This window comes from Elusimicrobiota bacterium (assembly GCA_018816525.1).
Classification (GTDB): domain Bacteria; phylum Elusimicrobiota; class Endomicrobiia; order CG1-02-37-114; family XYA2-FULL-39-19; genus OXYB2-FULL-48-7.
In genome coordinates, this window is record JAHIVV010000079.1 from 1 (window position 1) to 17,062 (window position 17,062).

Here is a 17,062-nt window from a genome sequence, read left to right on the forward strand (position 1 = left end):
AATAATTGTCGCAGACAAAAAAATTTAATAAAATGTAAAGGACGGATTTAAATGGGACAAAAAGTATCACCAAAAGCAAACAGATTAGGTTATATCGAAGACTGGACGTCAAAATGGTTTAATTTGCGTGAACAGCCGGCGCTGATAGAAGAGGATTACAAAATCAGGCAGTATATAAAAAATAAGCTTAGAATGGCCGGCATTTCGAAAGTTGTTATCGAACGTGTAGGGAAATACCTGAGAATTAACATATATACGGCCAGGCCTGGTATAGTTATAGGACGAAAAGGCCAGGAAATTGAAAATTTAAGGCATGATCTAGAAATAATATCTAGCAAAAAGACTTTTATTAACGTCATGGAAATAAAAGAGCCGGCTTTAGACGCGCAATTAGTGTCGGAAGCAGTTGCATTACAGCTGGAAAAAAACATTAATTATAGGCGTGCGATGAAACGCGCGATTGAGAAAACAATGTCATCCGGAGCCTTGGGAATTAAAATTATGGTTGGCGGCAGGCTAGGCGGAGCAGAAATAGCCAGGTCTGAATGGATAAGGGAAGGCCGCATACCGTTACATACATTCAGGGCTGATATTGATTACGGTTTCTCCGAAGCAATGATCAAAAAAGGAAAGATCGGCGTAAAAGCCTGGATCTTTAAAAAAGAATTTTATAGAAAAACTGATAAAGAGTTTCTTAAAGAAAAAGAAGCAAAGCTGGTCGAAAGAGACAGGATTGAAAGCCTTACGGACCAGAAACCGATTGACGACTTGATAGCCCCGGTAGAAGGAACTGAAACAGAATAATTTTGAGGTAAGAAACGATGTTAATGCCATCACGAGTAAAGTTCAGAAAACAACAAAGAGGAAGAATTAAAGGCTTGTCTACCAGAGGTTCTGAAATAGCTTTTGGTAAATACGGTTTGAAGGCCCTTGAAGGCGGTTGGGTAACTGCCAGGCAGATTGAAGCGTGCAGGTTATCTTTAGCTCGTTCATTAAAACAGGGCGGAAAGGTTTGGTTAAGAATATTCCCGGATAAACCAGTCACAAAAAAGCCTGCTGAAACCAGGCAGGGAAAAGGCAAAGGCGATCCAGATCATTGGGTAGCCGTGGTAAGGCCCGGCAGAATAATAGTTGAACTTGAAGGAATAAACGAAGCAGATGCCCGGGAAGCTATCCGTTTAGTAACTCACAAATTTTCCATAAGAACGAAATACGTTCACAGAGCAGAATAGCAAGAGGAATATACCGCATACGCTTCTAAGCGCGTGGCATGCGGAATTAAGAAGGAAGAAATGAAAACAAAACAATGGAATGAATTAAAGGATTTGACTTTACCTGAGTTGACTTTACAGCTGGACAATAAAATGTTAAAGTATTATAGAATTAAAGTCCAGCACAAATCAGCACCCTTGAAAAATCCTCTTGAAATAAGAGAAATGCGCAAAGATATAGCGCGCATGAAAACGCTTCTTAAACAGAAATTTAATAAAGCATAAAAAGGATAGCCATGGAAAATCAGCCAACAAGAAAAACAGTTACAGGAGTAGTAGTGTCCGATAAAATGGACAAAACCCGGGTGGTAAAAGTAATCCGCACGGTCCGCCATAGCAAGTATGAAAAAGTCTTGAGAATTCCGAAAAAATTTCACGCTCACGATGAAAAAAATGAAACTCATGAAGGCGATATTGTCGAAATAATTGAAACCAGGCCGCTTTCAAAACTAAAAAGATGGCGGATCGCAAAGATTTTAAATACAAAAAGTGAGGGATCTTTAAAGTGATACAAGAACGTACAATGTTGACTGTTATGGATAACACCGGTGCAAAAAAGTTAATGTGCATCAGGATTTTGGGCGGAACCGGACGCAGGTATGGTTTTATCGGGGATATTATAGTAGGCACTGTGAAAGATGCTTTGCCGACAGCTAATGTTAAAAAAAGCACTGTTGTTAAAGCCGTGGTTTCTCGCGTTGCCAAAGAGCACAAAAGAAAAGACGGTTCTTATATCAAATTTGACGATAATGCATGTGTTATTATCGATGAAAATGGCGACCCTAAAGGAACTAGAATATTCGGGCCGGTAGCCCGTGAATTAAGAGAAAAGAATTTTTTGAAGATTATTTCTTTGGCTCCGGAAGTGGTATAGGAGGAATTTCGTGGCATTCTTAAAGAAAAAAGATAAAGTTGTTGTAATTGCGGGTAAAGATAAAAGCAAAAGAGGCGAAGTTTTGAGAACAATGCCTGAAGAAAATAGAGCGGTTGTCTCAAAAATTAATATTGTAAAAAAGCATAAAAAGCCTTCTCAAACCGATCCGGGAGGAGTAAGTGAAGTTGAGATGCCGGTAGCGATATCAAACCTGATGCTGGTTTGCCCTAAATGCGACCAACCGACCAGGGCAAAAAATGATTTTTTATCGGATGGTAAAAAAGTTCGAATCTGCAGGAAATGCGGTGAAATGATAGTTTAATAATGTTGGACAAAGGAATGTAATATGAGCTCAAAACACGAACCAAGACTTAAAAAATTTTATTTAGAAAAAGTTATTCCGGGAATGATGGAAAAATATGATTTTAAAAACCGGTTGCAGGTACCCAGGATTGAGAAAATTGTCATTAATATAGGTCTGTCAGAAGCCAGGGAAAACGTAAAGGTGGTAGATCTGGCGATTGCAGAGCTTGCTACTATAACAGGCCAGAAACCCCAGATTCGACGGGCGAAAAAATCAATATCTAATTTCAAATTACGTAAAGGAATGCCTGTCGGAACCAGAGTTACATTGCGCGGAGATAAGATGTATGAATTTATAGACAGGTTTATAACTGTTTCAATTCCGCGCATCAGGGATTTTCACGGCCTTGAATTAAAAGGTTTTGACGGGCAGGGAAATTACAATCTGGGGCTCAAGGAACAATATATTTTTCCTGAAGTTGAAATTGATAAATCCGACAAAGCCCGAGGTATGAATATTACATTTGTTACAACTGCAGAAAATGACGATGAATCAAAGAACCTGTTAATTTTATTAGGAATGCCTTTTAAGAAACAGGAAAAAAAGTAATAAAAAAGGAAATGGACGGATTTTATTATGGCGACAATTGCTTCAATGGTAAAAATGCGTAAACCGCAAAAATTCAGCACTAGGTTCCGTAATATATGCAGGATTTGCGGAAGGCCCAGAGGGTTTTTAAGTGATTTTGGATTATGCAGAATTTGTTTCCGCAGGCTAGCACATAAAGGCGAGATACCAGGTGTTACTAAATCCAGTTGGTGAGATAGAAAGGTAAAAAGCCACTTAGAGAGGAAATAAAATGTCCAGTGATTTGATTGCAGATATGATAGCAATGATAAACAACGCTCAAATTAAATATCTTGAAAAAATTGATGCGCCTTCTTCAAAGATTAAGGAGGAAATATGCAAGATTCTCAAAGAAGAAGGGTATATTGCCTCCTACAAAAAAATTGAGAATTATAAACAGGGGTTGTTAAGAATTTATTTCGAATACGGCCAGAACAAAGAAAGGACTATTACTGAAATAAAACGCAAATCAAAACCCGGATTAAGAGTTTATAGAAAATGGAACGAAATACCAAAGATTTACCGCGGGTTAGGAATCTCTATCGTTTCTACGTCTAAAGGATTAATGACCGACAGGGACGCAAGAAAAAAACACCTAGGCGGGGAAATCATCTGCACGGTTTGGTAATGGAGCGAAATATATGAGTCGACTGGCAAAAAAACCCATAGTTATACCGGAAAAAGTCAAAGTTGAGCTTAAAGACCATGTTTTTACAGTAACCGGGCCTTTAGGTAAAATAACGCAAAAGTATGTACATAACATCGAGGTAAAAGCTGAAGATAATAAGGTTTCTATAAGCCGCAGCAGTGATAAACGTATAGACCGTATGTCCCAGGGCCTGGTTTGGTCGTTGATGAGAAATGCAATAACAGGCGTTACCAAAGGGTTTAATAAGGATCTTGAAATCAGGGGAGTTGGTTACAACGGTCAAATTATCGGCCAGGAACTTGTTTTAAGGTTGGGTTTCAGCCATCTTGTAAAATTTAAAATACCTGAAGGCATTAAGATTACCGTTGATTCAAAAGGAATCATTGTTTCGGTTATAGGTTATGAAAAACAGCTTGTTGGTGAAACAGCCGCAAGAATAAGAAGGATCAGGCCGCCTGAACCCTATAAAGGAACAGGAATAAGATACGTGGGAGAGCATGTAGCTAAAAAAGCGGGTAAATCAGCTGTAGGCGTAGGTACAGGTGCTGCCGGCGGTGGCGGGGGAGCTAAAAAGTAAAAAATTTTAGGAAAAAACTATGACAATATCAAGAGATGAAAAATTAATACTGAATAAGCAAAAAATAAGAAATAAAATCAGCGGAACTTTGGGCTGTCCCCGGATAACTGTTTTCAGGAGCCTTAAGCATATTTATGCCCAGGCTATTGATGACGACGGTGGAAAGACTTTAGCAATGGCTTCTACAACTTCACTGGAACTTAAAGGCAAACTTGAAAAAGTTAAAAAAATAGACCAGGCAAAAAAAGTCGGTGAATTGCTGGCAAAAAAATTGCTCGAAAAAAATATTAACAAAATCGTTTTTGACAGATCTGGTAGAAAATACCACGGTAGAATAAAAGCTCTGGCTGAGTCTGCCCGTACAGCCGGTTTAAAATTTTAATACCTGAAAAACGAAAGGGACCTATGGCTGAACAAACAAAAAAATCAGTAAGTAATGAAGGCAATCCTCTTGTAGAAACAGTAATAGCAGTAAACAGAGTATCAAAAGTCGTAAAAGGAGGAAAAAGGTTTTCATTCAATGCTATTGTAGTAGTCGGCGACCAAAGAGGAAATGTTTCCCTTGGTTTGGGAAAAGCAAAGGAAGTCCGCGAAGCTATTTCCAAAGCAACAAACAGGGCAAAAAAACAAATGACAAAAGTATCTCTTGTTAATACCACCATTCCTCATGAAATAATAGGAAGGTGCGGTGCATCAAGAGTCCTGCTGAAACCAGCTTCGATCGGAACCGGTGTTATTGCAGGCGGAAGCGTAAGAGCTATGATGGAAGCAGTAGGTATACAGGACATTTTAAGCAAATGTTTGGGCTCGACAAACCCGATTAACGTCGCTAAAGCAACTATGGACGCGTTGATGAGATTAAAAACTGAAGACCAGATAAGGCAGATACTAAAAAAACATGAAACTACATAACTTAAAGCCGGCAAAAGGCTCGAGGCATAAAAAGAAAATTTTGGGGCACGGAAGGGCAAGCGGGCACGGGGCGAGTTCTACCCGCGGGATGAAGGGGCAAAGGTCACGTTCAGGCGGGACAAAAGCTCCCTGGTTTGAAGGCGGACAGATGCCTCTTCTAAGGCGTATTCCTAAAAGAGGTTTTACGAATCAGAAATTTAAAATAGAATATTATTTGGTAAATGTTGATACGCTTGAAAATATTTTTGAAACGGGCACGGAAATTACACCGGAGTTGTTATATGAGAAAGGGTTGATAGATAATATGGCCCTTGGCGTAAAAATACTTGGTGACGGTGAAATAAAGAAATCCTTCAGAATAAAAGCGCATAAGTTTTCCAGGACTGCCGCAGAAAAAATTAAAGCTGCAGGCGGGACTTATGAAGAAATCGGTATATCCGCAAAACAAGCTGGTTAAATGTTAAAATCTTTTACAGATATTTTTAAAATTCCTGAGTTAAAAAGAAAAATCCTGATAACTTTGGGGATAATCATTGCTTACCGGGCAGGCGCAGCTGTTCCTGTATCGGGTATTAATCCTGATGCTTTGCGTTCTTTGTTTGATGCGCATAGTAATTCATTATTGGGTTTTATGGATATGTTTTCTGGTGGTGCAATGAGTAATCTTTCTATATTTTCCCTCGGGATAATGCCCTATATTAATGCCTCGATTATAATGTCTCTTCTTCAAGGAGCTCATGTTTTACCCTGGGTTGACCGGTTAGCAAAAGAAGGCGAACATGGCAGGAAAAAAATAACGCAAATAACCAGGTATGCCACCGTAGTACTTGCACTGGTTCAGGGTTTCGGACTCACAATGATGATTTCAAAAATGCCAACACCAGGTGACTTAACGATAGTAGATAACCCGACATTCGCTTTTTATGCACTCACTGTTTTAACATTAGTGACTGGAACTATGCTTGTTATGTGGTTAGGTGAACAAATTACGCAATTCGGGATAGGCAATGGAATTTCATTGATGATATTCGCTGGCATTGTAGACCGCTTGCCCGCTGCCATCAAAGATTTCATAAGAATGTTCAGGATAGAAGAATTGAGTCTTTTAAAGGCGATAGTTCTGCTTGTTTTCGTTTTATTAGTTATTGGTATTGTAATATGGGTTGAAACCGCTCAAAGGAAAATACCGGTCCAATATGCGAAGAGAATTGTTGGTAGAAAAATGTTGGGAGGGGCAAGCACGTTTCTTCCTTTGAAAGTAGACCAGGCTGGTGTTATTGCTGTCATTTTCGCTATTTCAGTTTTATCAGCGCCCCTTACAGTTCTTCAATTTATGTCGAATAACCCATGGGCACAAAAATTGATGGAATTCTGGCAGAGAGGTTCATGGCTCTACGAGATAGTTTATGCTCTTTTAATAATTTTCTTTTGTTATTTTTACAACTCTATTCAGATGAATCCTACGGATATGGCAGAAAACATGAAAAAATGGGGCGGATTCATACCGGGGATCAGGCCCGGCGAAGCCACAGCAAAACACATACAAAGAATAATCGAACGAATAACTCTTAGCGGTGCGATATTTGTTGTTTTAATCGCTATTATGCCTGATATTTTAAGATCAGCATTTAATGCACCATTTTTCTTCGGAGGCACGGCATTGTTAATTGTTGTAGGCGTTTCTCTTGACACAATAGGACAGATAGAGTCACAGATGATCATGCGCCATTATGAAGGATTTATGAAGCAGGGAAGAATTAAAGGCAGATGGTTTAATATAAAATAATGAACATAATCCTTTTAGGTGCGCCGGGTTCCGGAAAGGGAACCCAAGCTGCAAACATTATAAAAGAATATAAAATACCTCATGTATCAACTGGTGATTTATTCAGGGGAACACTCAAAAAGAATACGAAAATATCCAGGGAAATTAGAAAATTTGTCAATAAGGGAGCCCTGGTTCCTGATGATATAGTTATTGACATGTTCAAAAGGAGAGTAGAAAAATCTGATTGCAGAAAAGGTTTTATCTCTGATGGTTTTCCAAGAAATCTATTCCAGGCAAAAATATTAGACAGGTATTTTCAAGAAAAAAGTAAAAAAATAGACGCAGTATTATTTCTTAACTTAAGTTCAGCTGAAAGTTTAAAAAGGCTTACTGCCAGGTGGTTGTGCCCTTCATGCAACAGGGGTTATAATATGATTTCGCAGCCCCCTAAAGCAGATAGCCTTTGTGATGTTTGTAAAGTCAAACTTGTGCAGAGAATTGATGATACTCCTCAGACTGTTAAAAGAAGACTGAAGATATACAAAGTTGAAACTTGTCCAATAGTAAATTATTATAAAAAACAAAAAAAATTATTCACAATTCAAGCCGATAAAAAAATTGAAAAAATATTTAAAGATATAAAAAGAGCGCTTAATAAAATAAACTAATTGATAGAATTAAAAACCAAAGCTGAACTTGATATTTTGAGAGAATGCGGCAGGATTGTCAGTGAAATACTGGCTGAAGTAAAAAAGGGATTAAAGCCGGGAGTCACTACAAAAGATTTGGAAGAAATAGCTGATAGAAATTTTGATCTTTTCCATGTTGTGCCAGCTTTTAAAGGTTATAGAGGGTTTCCGGGATCTATTTGTGTTTCAGTGAACGAAGAACTCGTTCATGGAATACCCAGAAAGACAAAATCCATTAAAGACGGGGATATAGTCAAAGTTGACATCGGGATAAAACACAAAGGTTTTTTCGGAGATGTGGCGGAAACCGTGCCCGTAGGTAATATCAGCAACGAAATAAAGGATTTACTGAAGGCTTCTTACGGAAGTTTTGAAGCAGTTTTAAAATATGCCCGGCCTGAGTATATGCTTGGTGATATCTCTGCAGGAGTTCAGGACTATATTGAAAGCAGAGGCTATTCTGTAATCAGGGATTTTGTAGGGCATGGAATAGGCCGGATGCTTCATGAAAAACCGGAAGTACCCAACTTCGGGAAACATAACACCGGCCCCAGGCTTCAGCCGGGTTTAGTTATAGCAGCTGAACCCATGATTGCATTGGGCAGTTGGGAGATTCAGATTTTAAAGGATAATTGGACTGTTGTTATGATTGACAAGAAATATTGCGCCCATTACGAGCATATGATTGCAATTACCGAGAATGGTCCTGAACTCCTTACGCAGTTGAACCCAATTTTAGATTAAAAATTGAAATTATGAAAGAAGATAAAATACAGGTTGAGGGCGAAGTATTCGAAACATTGCCGAATGCAATGTTCAAAGTAAAAATAGAATCGGGTCATGTGATACTTGCTCATTTATGCGGCAAAATGAGGATGCATTATATCAAAATATTGCCGGGAGATAAGGTAACGGTAGAACTTTCTCCCTACGACCTAACAAGGGGAAGAATTACGTACAGAAAAAAATGAAAGTAAAATCATCGATAAAAAAAATTTGTCAAAAATGTAAAATCATAAAAAGAAAAAGAATTGTAAGAATTATTTGTTCAGATGTAAGGCACAAACAAAGACAGGGCTAAGGAGGAGTTAATGGCAGCTCGTATAGCTGGAGTAGATTTGCCGAAAGAAAAAAGAGTTGACGTTGCTCTTAGATACATTTTTGGTATCGGAAAAGTGTTGGCTGACAGGGTTTTAGAAACTGTACAAATTAATCCGACTACCCGTGTTAAAGATTTGACAGAAGAAGAAGCAGGAAAAATAAGCGCTGAAATCTCAACAAATTATAAGGTCGAAGGTGACCTGCGCCGCGAAATATCAGCAAATATTAAACGCCTTGTTGATATCGGCAGTTACAGGGGAATGAGGCATAGAAGAAATTTACCTGTACGTGGGCAGAGAACGAAAACGAACGCAAGAACCCGCAGAGGAAAGAGGAAAACTGTAGGCAGTGTAAAAGCAGTTAAGGCTAAAGCTGCACCAGCTCCGGCAAAATAAGGGGAAAATGGCAACTAAAACGAATTTAAAGAAAAGAGTTGTAGGTATTTTTTGCAGGGTTTATATCCATTCTTCATTTAATAACACGATTGTTACGATTACTGACGAAAAAGGCAATACCTTAATTTGGGAAACTGCCGGTTCAAGCGGTTTTAAAGGTACGAAAAAAGGCACTCCTTATGCCGCTCAGATAGCCGCAGGCAACGCTGCTAAAAAAGCAGTTGAAATGGGTGTTAAACAGGCTTCAGTTTATGTTAAAGGACCCGGGCCGGGCAGAGAAGTTGCCATCAGAGCGCTGCAAGCAGCGGGATTATCCATTTCTACGATAAAAGACATAACGCCTATACCGCATAATGGATGCAGGCCGCCGAAGTCTAGAAGAGTTTGAGTCGGACGAAACTCCAAAACCACTACCGATAGGTTTTGGAGTAATATTAACAAAAAACTTATAACTGTCAAAAAGAGGAGATTATGGGTCGTTACTTAGGTTCAGTATGTAAATTATGCCGCAGAGTAAACGAGAAACTGTTTTTAAAAGGTGAAAGGTGCGATATTAAATGTACTCTTGACAAACGCAAAAAAAAAGCAGGAGGAAAAACTTCACGTTTCCCTTCAAAACAGAGCGAGTATGGAAAACGATTAAGAGAAAAGCAAAAAACAAGGTTTTCTGCTTTCCTGAACGAAACGCAGTTTCACAATTATTATAAACAAGCTAAAAAAATGGCCGGTTCACCAGGGCCTAATCTGCTCTATCTTCTTGAAACCAGGTTAGATAATGTCGTGAGAAGGATGGGGTTTGCGCAGTCAATTATAGGCGCCAGGCAGTTGGTTTCGCACGGAAATATTAAAGTTAATAACCGGAATTTGAGAGTTCCTGCCTACAGGGTAAGAATAGGCGATAAAATAGTATTGAATGATAAACTGAAGGAGAATGCGGCATTAAAGAGATGGTTTGGCAATTATACCAAAGCGCCGACATGGCTTACTGTCAATAAGGAAAATTTCTCGGGAGAAGTAGTTTCTCTGCCCACCCGCCAGGACATTTCTTATCCTGTCGATGAAACTTTGATAGTAGAATTATATTCAAGATAAAAAATAAAGCTGGAATTATTGCTCAGGCATATGGGCCTGAGCAAACCGGAGGGTCCTAAAAATGACAGAATTAGTTTTTTCTCAGCAATTGAGCACAGAAAAACAAGTTGATACATATGGGAAATTTATTGCTGAGCCATTTGAACCTGGCTATGGGCATACAATCGGCAATTCGTTAAGGCGTATACTCCTTTCGAGCCTGGAAGGGGCTGCCATCACAAACTGTAAAATTCGCGGGACAGGCAACTTCATAGTAAGGCACGAATATGACACGATAAAAAACATCAAAGAAGATGTCATGCAGATCCTTCTTAATTTAAAGAAAATAAGGCTCAAAATGTATTCTTCAGGGCCTGAAACGCTTGTTCTTACCGTCAAAGGCGAAAAAATTGTCACGGCGAAAGATATAAAGGGGAACCCGAATATAGAAATCATTAATGCTGACCAGGAAATTGCTACTAGTGAGCCGGGTGGGTTGCTCGAAATTGAGATGGAAGTAACCCGGGGCAGGGGTTACGCTTTTGCCGAGCAAAACAAAAAATCATCCCATTCGGTTGACGTTATTCCCGTGGATGCTCTTTTTTCGCCGGTTATAAAAGTGAACTACGAAGTGGAAAATGCCCGTGTCGGACATAGAACGGATTATGACAGGCTTATTATAGAAATCTGGACTGATGGAAGCATCCTTCCGGCAGATGTTTTGGCTTATTCCGCTAAAATATTAAGAGACAGCTTGAATATTTTTCTTAAACCGGAAAAAAGAGAGGAAGAAAAACCTGTTTCACATACTGAATTTATTCAAAAAGAAAAAATGGCGGAATTACTCAACCAGCCGGTTGAAATACTTGGTTTATCATCCAGGCCTATTAACTGCCTGAAGTCAGCCCAGATAAAAATCTTGAAAGAGCTGGTTGAAAAAAACGAGGAAGAGATAGCAAGCCTTCGTAACATGGGAAAAAGATCTATGGATGAAATAAAAGAAAAATTATCGGAGCAAAACTTAAAACTTGGAATGACTACGGAGAGTAAATAAAATGCTTACGACCTCTTCTGGAAAAAAAGCCCTGCTAAGCAGCCTTACGACTTCTTTGATTCTGCATGAAAAAATTAACACTACAATTCAAAAAGCCAGGCTTCTAAGGCCTTATGCAGAAAAGTTGATTACCTGTGCTAAACAAAAAAATCTGGCTTCTATCAGGAAAGTTGCAAGCGAAATTCATGACAGGCAGGCTTTGAAAAAAATGAATGAAGTGCTCGTGCCCAGGTATGCAGACCGCAAAGGCGGTTATTTAAGAATAATAAAATTAGGAAACCGCGTAGGTGATGCAGCTTCTATAGTCGTGATAAAACTAGTGCAATAAAAGATTTCAACTATGTTTAATTTCCTGTTCAGCCTATTTTCCAATGATATGGGTATTGACCTGGGTACTTCAAGTATACTAGTCTATGTAAAAGGGCAGGGAATAGTTTTAAGAGAGCCTTCCGTAGTAGCAATCGAAAAAAATACAAAAACTATTGTAGCCATCGGGACCGAAGCCAAGCGTATGCTTGGCAAAACTCCCGCGAATATTGTTGCCGTGCGTCCTCTGCGCAATGGTGTAATTGCCGATTTTGAAGTAACTGAAACCATGATCCGTTATTTCATTAAAAAAGTCCATAACAGGCAAAGCCTGCTTCACCCGAGAATAGTAATAGGTGTTCCGTCAGGTATAACGGAAGTTGAAAGGCGCGCCGTAAGGGAATCAGCAATTCAGGCGGGAGCCCGGGAAGTTTTTCTCATTGAAGAACCTCTTGCCGCAGCTATTGGAGCTGAAATTCCCGTTCAGGAACCTCAAGGCAATATGATTGTAGATATTGGCGGCGGTACAACAGAAATTGCAGTGCTTTCTTTGGGCGGAATGGTAATTGCAAAATCTATCGGCGTGGCAGGCGACGAAATGAATGAAGCAATCGTTCAGTATTTCCGTAAAAAATATAACCTTCTGGTAGGGGAAAATACCGCAGAAAACGTTAAAATAAAAATCGGTTCCGTGTTCCCGCTGGAAGAAGAGCTTTCTATTGAAGTTAAGGGGCGTGACCAGGTCGCAGGGTTGCCAAAAACGATTAAGGTTACATCCGAAGAAGTGCGTCAGGCGCTCTCTGAACCTATGAGGACCATAACTGAATTAGTTAAATCAACCCTAGAAGAAACACCGGCAGAGCTTTCAGCAGATCTTGTAGATAGAGGCATAATACTTTCAGGAGGCGGTGCTCTGCTTCGGGGTATGAGCGAACTTCTTTCCAAAGAAACAGAACTGCCTGTAAAAACAGCAAAGGATCCTTTAACCTGCGTTGTTTATGGGACCGGTAAATACCTCGAAGAACTTGATAACCTGAAAAGAGTGCATAAAACTCTAATACAGTGAAACATCAACCTACCATTGTATTAACCTTCCTTCTCGGAATTAGCATTTTGCTGATTTTCTTTGATTTAAATTCAAAAGTTGACGCGTTAAAGGTTTTCTTTAATTATTTACTGGCACCAGCTCCGGAGATAGCTTTAAAAATTATTGATAGGCAAAGAGAGCTGGGCGAGAATATCGTTTCATTTGTGAATATTCACCAGGAAAACCGCAGGCTTAAAGAAGAAATTAACAAATTAAAATTTGTTGAAACGCAGTACGATTCCATTCTAAGAGAAAATGCAAACCTTTGCAGCTCATTAAGCCTTTCAGGTAAAGTAGAATACAAAATTATAGCTGCGAGAGTAATTTCCAGAGACCCGTCAAACTGGTTTAGGACATTAATAATTGATAAAGGCAAAAATTCAGGAATAAAGCCTGATATGCCGGTAATAATTTATTTTAAGGACGAGGTAAACCTTATAGGACGGACAGCCCAGGTAGAAAACACTACGGCAAAAGTGCTAATGCTCACAGATTCAGTTTCCTATGTCCCTGTAAAAAATCTGCGTACCCAGGAAACTGCACTTATAAAAGGACAGGAAAAGGCTAATTTGGTCCTTGATTACCTCTTGCCTGATTCAGATATCAAGATAGGGGACAAAATCATAACCAGCGGCATAGGAAAAGTGTTCCCACCGGGAATACCGGTTGGGCAGGTATATGAAATACCTATACAAGATAACATATATTACAAAGAGGTATTAATTAAGCCAATGATCAGCTGGAATAAAATAGGGGTAGTTTATTTGCTGACAAAATGATTTATTTATTTTTTATTTTTTTTACATTAGTTTCAACTCTTATTATACAAAGCATTTTTTCAATGTATTTTCCGTTATTCGGAACAGTACCTGAGCTGGTTTTAATAAGCGTTGTCTATTTTTCTTTAAAAGAGGGCGTAGTTTTTGGTGAATTTTACGGATTCGTTGCCGGTTTAATTCTCGATATTTTTAGCTTGCAGATATTCGGTTTGAGAGCTTTTCTTTTTACTTTCATAGGATTTTCAGTAGGAAAATACAGCCACAAGCTGGACGAATCTAAAATCAAGGTACAGGTATTGATTAATTCCATTGTTTTGATTGCCTGTATTTTAATAGCGAGGTTTGTTTCTTTGATATTTATTCCTTATTCGACCGCCCTTAATATTACAGGTTTGTTCTGGACGGTTATTTATAGTTGCATAATCGTGCCTTTTGAATTTACAATTCTGGAGTTTTGGGTTAAAAAAATAAAAAAATGGTCTGGGAAGGCGAATCTAATATAGTCCAGGAAAAATTCCTGGCAAGATTAAACAGAATATTTTTTACAATATTAGTAATTTTTTCTTTTATTGGATTAAGGTTCTTTTATTTTCAAATAATAAGAGGAAATTACTATTTGAAAGTGTCAGAGCAAAATAGCAGTCATTTATTTTTGGAAAGAGCGCCAAGGGGAATTATATACGACCGTTATGGAAAACGTCTTTGTGAAAACAAACCCGTCACCCTCGTATTGTTTTATCCGTTTTCAAAAAAAAACAACAGATCTTTCCAGAATACAACGGAAAAAACAATAGAAAGAATCCTGCCGGGAACAAAAGATAAAATAATAGAAGGATACAATAATAGCAGGGTTGTTTCACTTGCTGAAGATATTGACAGAAATACTATGTTCAGGCTTCTCGAACAAAAAATAAACCTGAAAGATATATCTGTTGTAACTGAAATGAGAAGATTTTATCCCTATAATGAAATGTTCAGCAATATGATTGGCTATATCGGCGAAGTAAGCCAGCCTGAACTTGAAAGCATGACGTCCTATGGTTATAAGCAGGGCGATATAATCGGAAAAAATGGCCTCGAGAAACAATATGATGAGTACTTACGCGGTGAAGACGGCGGATGGGTTATAGAATCAAATGCAAGCGGCAGGCAGTTGGGTATTTCTAGTAGAATCGAGCCTGTCCCCGGCAAAGATATTCATCTGACCATTGACCTGGAACTTCAAAAAGTAGCAGAAGATGAACTTTTAAAGACCGGCTGTGCCGGAGCCGTGGTTGGAATTGACCCGTCTAACGGTGCAGTAAGAATATTAGTTTCGCAGCCAGGTTTTGACCCAAACCTGTTTGTGGGCAATTCGAAAGAAAGGCTAAAATATTTTACGGATAAAAAGTTGCCGACTTTTAACAGGGCTGTCCAGGGCGAATATGCCCCCGGGTCAGTATTTAAAATTATTACTTCAGCGGCAGCTTTAAACGAAAACATTATTACTCTTGACGAGACATATTTTTGTCCCGGGTATTTTACGATTGGAAAAAAAACCTTTAAATGTTGGGAAAAGAAAGGCCACAAAAATATGTCGTTTTTTTCAGGAGTTCAAAATTCCTGCGGTGTTTACTTTTATAACATAGGATTAAAAGAAGGAATTGGGCCCATAATTGATTATGCTGAGAAGTTCAATTTAGGCAGTAAGTTGGGTATTGACATGCCTTCAGAAAAAAGCGGATTTATTCCTAAAGAAGAATGGCGCACAAAAAAATTTAAATATGGCTGGTTACCGGGTGATACGGTAAATATTGCCATCGGGCAGGGGTATATAACAGTTACGCCCCTGCAGCTTGCCAGTATGATTTCTACTGTTGCAAATAGGGGAAGAATCTGGAAACCCTATCTGGTGGAAAAAGTGATGTCGAACGACGGTTCCGTCGCGTTTGAGCATACGACCGAAAAACTATCTGAAGTGGAACTTAAAGATGCCGTCTGGGATGATTTAATAAAAGCATTAACAAATGTTGTCGCTCAAGGGACCGGGTACGGCGCACAGGTAGAAGGCATGAATATAGCAGGTAAAACAGGTACCGCGGAAAATCCAAGAGGCGCTACACATGCCTGGTTTGGAGCGTTTGCACCGGTGGAAAAACCTGAATTGGCAGTTGCAGTTTTAGTAGAGCATGGAGGGAAGGGCGGATCAATTGCCGCTCCTATCGCAGGCAGGATATTTGCTAAATTAAAACAAAGATACATTGAAAAAGACCTTCGGAGCGCCAATTAACCAATGGAAAAGCAAAGCATTTTGTTAAAGAGTTTAAAGAATATTGATTGGCTGATTGTCTCGATTGTGCTATTCCTGTCTGTATTGGGAATACTCCTTATTTACTCTGCAACACTGAGAACAGGGAATCCCTGGGCCTATGTTAGTAAACAAATAGCTGCTTTTATAATAGGAATTGTTTTTTTGTTCCTGTTTGCCGGCATAGATTACCGTATTTACAAATTGTATTATAAGTACATCTACTATGTTACAATTTTCCTGCTTTTAAGTGTTTTGGTTTTTGGTACGGTTTTTAAAGGGTCTAGAGCTTGGATTGATTTCAAATATTTCGCTTTTCAACCGACAGAATTGACTAAATTATTGTTTATAGTTTCTCTTGCAGGGTACCTTGATAGGCATTCATGGGATATAAAACAATTAAATAAACTTTTTTTACCTTTTGTAATGTTGTTTATAAATGTAGGGCTAATATTGTTAGAACCTGATTTTTCAGGAACCCTGGTTTATTTCCCGATATTTTTAGGTATGCTGTATTATGCCGGCGCGAGGTTTTTGCATTTGTCCGCTTTTGTCTTTTACGGTTTTGTAACCGTCAGTTTTCCTCTTTTAAAAACATTATTGGCTCCTTCAATCAGTAAAACTTCTGTTTTGATGAGAATACTCGATTATCATTGGGAATTAGCTGTTTTCCTTATCATTATAGGATTTTTTATTTTCTTCTTGTGGTGGTTTTTGAAAAAATGGAAAATATTTATTCCTTTTTTCTATTTTGTATGTATTTTTTTAATCGCTCTTGCCGGAACAGGGTCTTCGTACCTGGTAGGAAAAAGTATCAAGGAATACCAGAGGAAAAGGCTTGTTGTATTCATTAATCCCGGAGTTGATACGCTGGGCGCAGGTTATAATATTAGCCAGTCCAAGATTGCAGTAGGCAGCGGCAGGTTTTTTGGAAAAGGTTTGTTTTCCGGGACGCAGGCGCAATTAGGTTTTGTTCCTGCGCAACACACTGATTTTATATTTTCGCTTCTTTCGGAAGAAATGGGTTTTATCTCCTCATTTTTTATAATTATTATTTATGGGATACTTGTCTGGCGGATGGTCAATGTATCATACCAAAGCAGGGACCGGTATGGGTCTTTTGTAAGTGCAGGGATAGCTACGATGTTCGGGTTTTATGGAATAATTAATATTGGAATGGTAGTAGGCCTGATGCCTATTACGGGTCTGCCTTTACTTTTTGTTTCTTATGGTGGATCCTGTCTTGTTTCATCCCTTATAGCAATCGGCATTCTTTTTTCAATCTATCTGCGCCGTTTTGTTTACTAAAAA

At 38.7% G+C, this 17,062-nt stretch carries 28 protein-coding genes; all 28 read left to right on the forward strand.

Annotated elements, in window-relative coordinates; all coding sequences use genetic code 11:
• Nucleotides 1-51: 51 nt before the first annotated feature.
• Nucleotides 52-804, forward strand: a complete 753-nt coding sequence (rpsC, locus tag KKH91_07630; GenBank protein MBU0952672.1) for a 30S ribosomal protein S3 — start codon at nucleotides 52-54, stop codon at nucleotides 802-804.
• Between the two features lie 17 nt (nucleotides 805-821).
• A complete protein-coding gene (rplP, locus tag KKH91_07635; GenBank protein ID MBU0952673.1) occupies nucleotides 822-1,232 on the forward strand; it encodes a 50S ribosomal protein L16 in 411 nt (136 codons plus the stop codon).
• Nucleotides 1,233-1,292: 60 nt separating this feature from the next.
• On the forward strand, nucleotides 1,293-1,496 hold the full coding sequence (gene rpmC, locus KKH91_07640; protein MBU0952674.1) for a 50S ribosomal protein L29: 204 nt from the start codon (nucleotides 1,293-1,295) through the stop codon (nucleotides 1,494-1,496).
• A gap of 11 nt (nucleotides 1,497-1,507) precedes the next feature.
• Nucleotides 1,508-1,780, forward strand: a complete 273-nt coding sequence (gene rpsQ / locus KKH91_07645) for a 30S ribosomal protein S17 (GenBank protein MBU0952675.1) — start codon at nucleotides 1,508-1,510, stop codon at nucleotides 1,778-1,780.
• Entirely contained in the window at nucleotides 1,777-2,145 is a 369-nt protein-coding gene (gene rplN, locus KKH91_07650; protein ID MBU0952676.1) for a 50S ribosomal protein L14, read from the forward strand. Before rpsQ ends, rplN begins: the two co-directional genes overlap by 4 nt.
• Nucleotides 2,146-2,155: 10 nt before the next feature.
• Nucleotides 2,156-2,467, forward strand: coding sequence for a 50S ribosomal protein L24 (gene rplX, locus KKH91_07655; protein ID MBU0952677.1), 312 nt, complete (start codon nucleotides 2,156-2,158; stop codon nucleotides 2,465-2,467).
• Nucleotides 2,468-2,491: 24 nt separating this feature from the next.
• The gene (gene rplE / locus KKH91_07660) at nucleotides 2,492-3,058 is read left to right on the forward strand and encodes a 50S ribosomal protein L5 (GenBank protein MBU0952678.1); all 567 of its coding nucleotides are present in this window, start codon (nucleotides 2,492-2,494) and stop codon (nucleotides 3,056-3,058) included.
• Between the two features lie 27 nt (nucleotides 3,059-3,085).
• On the forward strand, nucleotides 3,086-3,271 hold the full coding sequence (locus KKH91_07665; GenBank protein ID MBU0952679.1) for a type Z 30S ribosomal protein S14: 186 nt from the start codon (nucleotides 3,086-3,088) through the stop codon (nucleotides 3,269-3,271).
• Nucleotides 3,272-3,308: 37 nt separating this feature from the next.
• Nucleotides 3,309-3,704, forward strand: a complete 396-nt coding sequence (gene rpsH, locus KKH91_07670) for a 30S ribosomal protein S8 (protein MBU0952680.1) — start codon at nucleotides 3,309-3,311, stop codon at nucleotides 3,702-3,704.
• Between the two features lie 13 nt (nucleotides 3,705-3,717).
• Nucleotides 3,718-4,302, forward strand: coding sequence for a 50S ribosomal protein L6 (gene rplF / locus KKH91_07675; GenBank protein MBU0952681.1), 585 nt, complete (start codon nucleotides 3,718-3,720; stop codon nucleotides 4,300-4,302).
• Nucleotides 4,303-4,321: 19 nt separating this feature from the next.
• Nucleotides 4,322-4,684: a 50S ribosomal protein L18 gene (rplR, locus tag KKH91_07680; protein ID MBU0952682.1), complete on the forward strand. Its 363-nt coding sequence runs from the start codon at nucleotides 4,322-4,324 to the stop codon at nucleotides 4,682-4,684.
• A gap of 23 nt (nucleotides 4,685-4,707) precedes the next feature.
• Nucleotides 4,708-5,214, forward strand: coding sequence for a 30S ribosomal protein S5 (gene rpsE, locus KKH91_07685; GenBank protein ID MBU0952683.1), 507 nt, complete (start codon nucleotides 4,708-4,710; stop codon nucleotides 5,212-5,214).
• Nucleotides 5,201-5,671, forward strand: coding sequence for a 50S ribosomal protein L15 (rplO, locus tag KKH91_07690; protein MBU0952684.1), 471 nt, complete (start codon nucleotides 5,201-5,203; stop codon nucleotides 5,669-5,671). The genes rpsE and rplO overlap by 14 nt, the downstream gene beginning before the upstream one ends.
• Nucleotides 5,672-7,000: a preprotein translocase subunit SecY gene (secY, locus tag KKH91_07695; GenBank protein MBU0952685.1), complete on the forward strand. Its 1,329-nt coding sequence runs from the start codon at nucleotides 5,672-5,674 to the stop codon at nucleotides 6,998-7,000.
• Entirely contained in the window at nucleotides 7,000-7,650 is a 651-nt protein-coding gene (locus KKH91_07700) for an adenylate kinase (protein ID MBU0952686.1), read from the forward strand. The genes secY and KKH91_07700 overlap by 1 nt, the downstream gene beginning before the upstream one ends.
• Entirely contained in the window at nucleotides 7,651-8,415 is a 765-nt protein-coding gene (gene map / locus KKH91_07705; protein MBU0952687.1) for a type I methionyl aminopeptidase, read from the forward strand. It abuts the gene before it with no gap.
• An 8-nt stretch (nucleotides 8,416-8,423) separates the two neighbouring features.
• The gene (infA, locus tag KKH91_07710; protein MBU0952688.1) at nucleotides 8,424-8,642 is read left to right on the forward strand and encodes a translation initiation factor IF-1; all 219 of its coding nucleotides are present in this window, start codon (nucleotides 8,424-8,426) and stop codon (nucleotides 8,640-8,642) included.
• Nucleotides 8,639-8,752: a 50S ribosomal protein L36 gene (gene rpmJ / locus KKH91_07715; GenBank protein MBU0952689.1), complete on the forward strand. Its 114-nt coding sequence runs from the start codon at nucleotides 8,639-8,641 to the stop codon at nucleotides 8,750-8,752. Before infA ends, rpmJ begins: the two co-directional genes overlap by 4 nt.
• Nucleotides 8,753-8,762: 10 nt before the next feature.
• Nucleotides 8,763-9,167 (forward strand): 30S ribosomal protein S13, encoded by a 405-nt coding sequence (rpsM, locus tag KKH91_07720; protein MBU0952690.1) that lies wholly within the window; start codon nucleotides 8,763-8,765, stop codon nucleotides 9,165-9,167.
• Between the two features lie 7 nt (nucleotides 9,168-9,174).
• Nucleotides 9,175-9,555, forward strand: a complete 381-nt coding sequence (gene rpsK, locus KKH91_07725) for a 30S ribosomal protein S11 (GenBank protein ID MBU0952691.1) — start codon at nucleotides 9,175-9,177, stop codon at nucleotides 9,553-9,555.
• A gap of 83 nt (nucleotides 9,556-9,638) precedes the next feature.
• Complete coding sequence (gene rpsD, locus KKH91_07730) at nucleotides 9,639-10,259, forward strand: 30S ribosomal protein S4 (protein ID MBU0952692.1); 621 nt, start codon at nucleotides 9,639-9,641, stop codon at nucleotides 10,257-10,259.
• Between the two features lie 61 nt (nucleotides 10,260-10,320).
• The gene (locus KKH91_07735; protein ID MBU0952693.1) at nucleotides 10,321-11,292 is read left to right on the forward strand and encodes a DNA-directed RNA polymerase subunit alpha; all 972 of its coding nucleotides are present in this window, start codon (nucleotides 10,321-10,323) and stop codon (nucleotides 11,290-11,292) included.
• 1 nt (nucleotide 11,293) lies between these two features.
• The gene (rplQ, locus tag KKH91_07740; GenBank protein MBU0952694.1) at nucleotides 11,294-11,620 is read left to right on the forward strand and encodes a 50S ribosomal protein L17; all 327 of its coding nucleotides are present in this window, start codon (nucleotides 11,294-11,296) and stop codon (nucleotides 11,618-11,620) included.
• A 12-nt stretch (nucleotides 11,621-11,632) separates the two neighbouring features.
• On the forward strand, nucleotides 11,633-12,664 hold the full coding sequence (locus KKH91_07745) for a rod shape-determining protein (GenBank protein ID MBU0952695.1): 1,032 nt from the start codon (nucleotides 11,633-11,635) through the stop codon (nucleotides 12,662-12,664).
• Entirely contained in the window at nucleotides 12,661-13,464 is an 804-nt protein-coding gene (mreC, locus tag KKH91_07750) for a rod shape-determining protein MreC (protein ID MBU0952696.1), read from the forward strand. The genes KKH91_07745 and mreC overlap by 4 nt, the downstream gene beginning before the upstream one ends.
• The gene (gene mreD, locus KKH91_07755) at nucleotides 13,461-13,967 is read left to right on the forward strand and encodes a rod shape-determining protein MreD (GenBank protein ID MBU0952697.1); all 507 of its coding nucleotides are present in this window, start codon (nucleotides 13,461-13,463) and stop codon (nucleotides 13,965-13,967) included. Before mreC ends, mreD begins: the two co-directional genes overlap by 4 nt.
• Nucleotides 13,940-15,733 (forward strand): penicillin-binding protein 2, encoded by a 1,794-nt coding sequence (gene mrdA, locus KKH91_07760; protein ID MBU0952698.1) that lies wholly within the window; start codon nucleotides 13,940-13,942, stop codon nucleotides 15,731-15,733. The genes mreD and mrdA overlap by 28 nt, the downstream gene beginning before the upstream one ends.
• Before the next feature lie 3 nt (nucleotides 15,734-15,736).
• On the forward strand, nucleotides 15,737-17,059 hold the full coding sequence (gene rodA, locus KKH91_07765; protein ID MBU0952699.1) for a rod shape-determining protein RodA: 1,323 nt from the start codon (nucleotides 15,737-15,739) through the stop codon (nucleotides 17,057-17,059).
• Nucleotides 17,060-17,062: the final 3 nt, after the last annotated feature.

Excerpts from the sequence above, each read along its gene's own strand:
- rpsC (MBU0952672.1), top strand. The coding sequence starts at position 52 with ATGGGACAAAAAGTATCACCAAAAGCAAACAGATTAGGTTATATCGAA.
- rplP (MBU0952673.1), top strand. The coding sequence starts at position 822 with ATGTTAATGCCATCACGAGTAAAGTTCAGAAAACAACAAAGAGGAAGA.
- rpmC (MBU0952674.1), top strand. The coding sequence starts at position 1,293 with ATGAAAACAAAACAATGGAATGAATTAAAGGATTTGACTTTACCTGAG.
- rpsQ (MBU0952675.1), top strand. The coding sequence starts at position 1,508 with ATGGAAAATCAGCCAACAAGAAAAACAGTTACAGGAGTAGTAGTGTCC.
- rplE (MBU0952678.1), top strand. The coding sequence starts at position 2,492 with ATGAGCTCAAAACACGAACCAAGACTTAAAAAATTTTATTTAGAAAAA.
- KKH91_07665 (MBU0952679.1), top strand. The coding sequence starts at position 3,086 with ATGGCGACAATTGCTTCAATGGTAAAAATGCGTAAACCGCAAAAATTC.
- rpsH (MBU0952680.1), top strand. The coding sequence starts at position 3,309 with ATGTCCAGTGATTTGATTGCAGATATGATAGCAATGATAAACAACGCT.
- rplF (MBU0952681.1), top strand. The coding sequence starts at position 3,718 with ATGAGTCGACTGGCAAAAAAACCCATAGTTATACCGGAAAAAGTCAAA.
- rplR (MBU0952682.1), top strand. The coding sequence starts at position 4,322 with ATGACAATATCAAGAGATGAAAAATTAATACTGAATAAGCAAAAAATA.
- rpsE (MBU0952683.1), top strand. The coding sequence starts at position 4,708 with ATGGCTGAACAAACAAAAAAATCAGTAAGTAATGAAGGCAATCCTCTT.
- rplO (MBU0952684.1), top strand. The coding sequence starts at position 5,201 with ATGAAACTACATAACTTAAAGCCGGCAAAAGGCTCGAGGCATAAAAAG.
- secY (MBU0952685.1), top strand. The coding sequence starts at position 5,672 with ATGTTAAAATCTTTTACAGATATTTTTAAAATTCCTGAGTTAAAAAGA.
- KKH91_07700 (MBU0952686.1), top strand. The coding sequence starts at position 7,000 with ATGAACATAATCCTTTTAGGTGCGCCGGGTTCCGGAAAGGGAACCCAA.
- rpmJ (MBU0952689.1), top strand. The coding sequence starts at position 8,639 with ATGAAAGTAAAATCATCGATAAAAAAAATTTGTCAAAAATGTAAAATC.
- rpsM (MBU0952690.1), top strand. The coding sequence starts at position 8,763 with ATGGCAGCTCGTATAGCTGGAGTAGATTTGCCGAAAGAAAAAAGAGTT.
- rpsK (MBU0952691.1), top strand. The coding sequence starts at position 9,175 with ATGGCAACTAAAACGAATTTAAAGAAAAGAGTTGTAGGTATTTTTTGC.
- rpsD (MBU0952692.1), top strand. The coding sequence starts at position 9,639 with ATGGGTCGTTACTTAGGTTCAGTATGTAAATTATGCCGCAGAGTAAAC.
- KKH91_07735 (MBU0952693.1), top strand. The coding sequence starts at position 10,321 with ATGACAGAATTAGTTTTTTCTCAGCAATTGAGCACAGAAAAACAAGTT.
- rplQ (MBU0952694.1), top strand. The coding sequence starts at position 11,294 with ATGCTTACGACCTCTTCTGGAAAAAAAGCCCTGCTAAGCAGCCTTACG.
- KKH91_07745 (MBU0952695.1), top strand. The coding sequence starts at position 11,633 with ATGTTTAATTTCCTGTTCAGCCTATTTTCCAATGATATGGGTATTGAC.
- mreD (MBU0952697.1), top strand. The coding sequence starts at position 13,461 with ATGATTTATTTATTTTTTATTTTTTTTACATTAGTTTCAACTCTTATT.
- mrdA (MBU0952698.1), top strand. The coding sequence starts at position 13,940 with ATGGTCTGGGAAGGCGAATCTAATATAGTCCAGGAAAAATTCCTGGCA.
- rodA (MBU0952699.1), top strand. The coding sequence starts at position 15,737 with ATGGAAAAGCAAAGCATTTTGTTAAAGAGTTTAAAGAATATTGATTGG.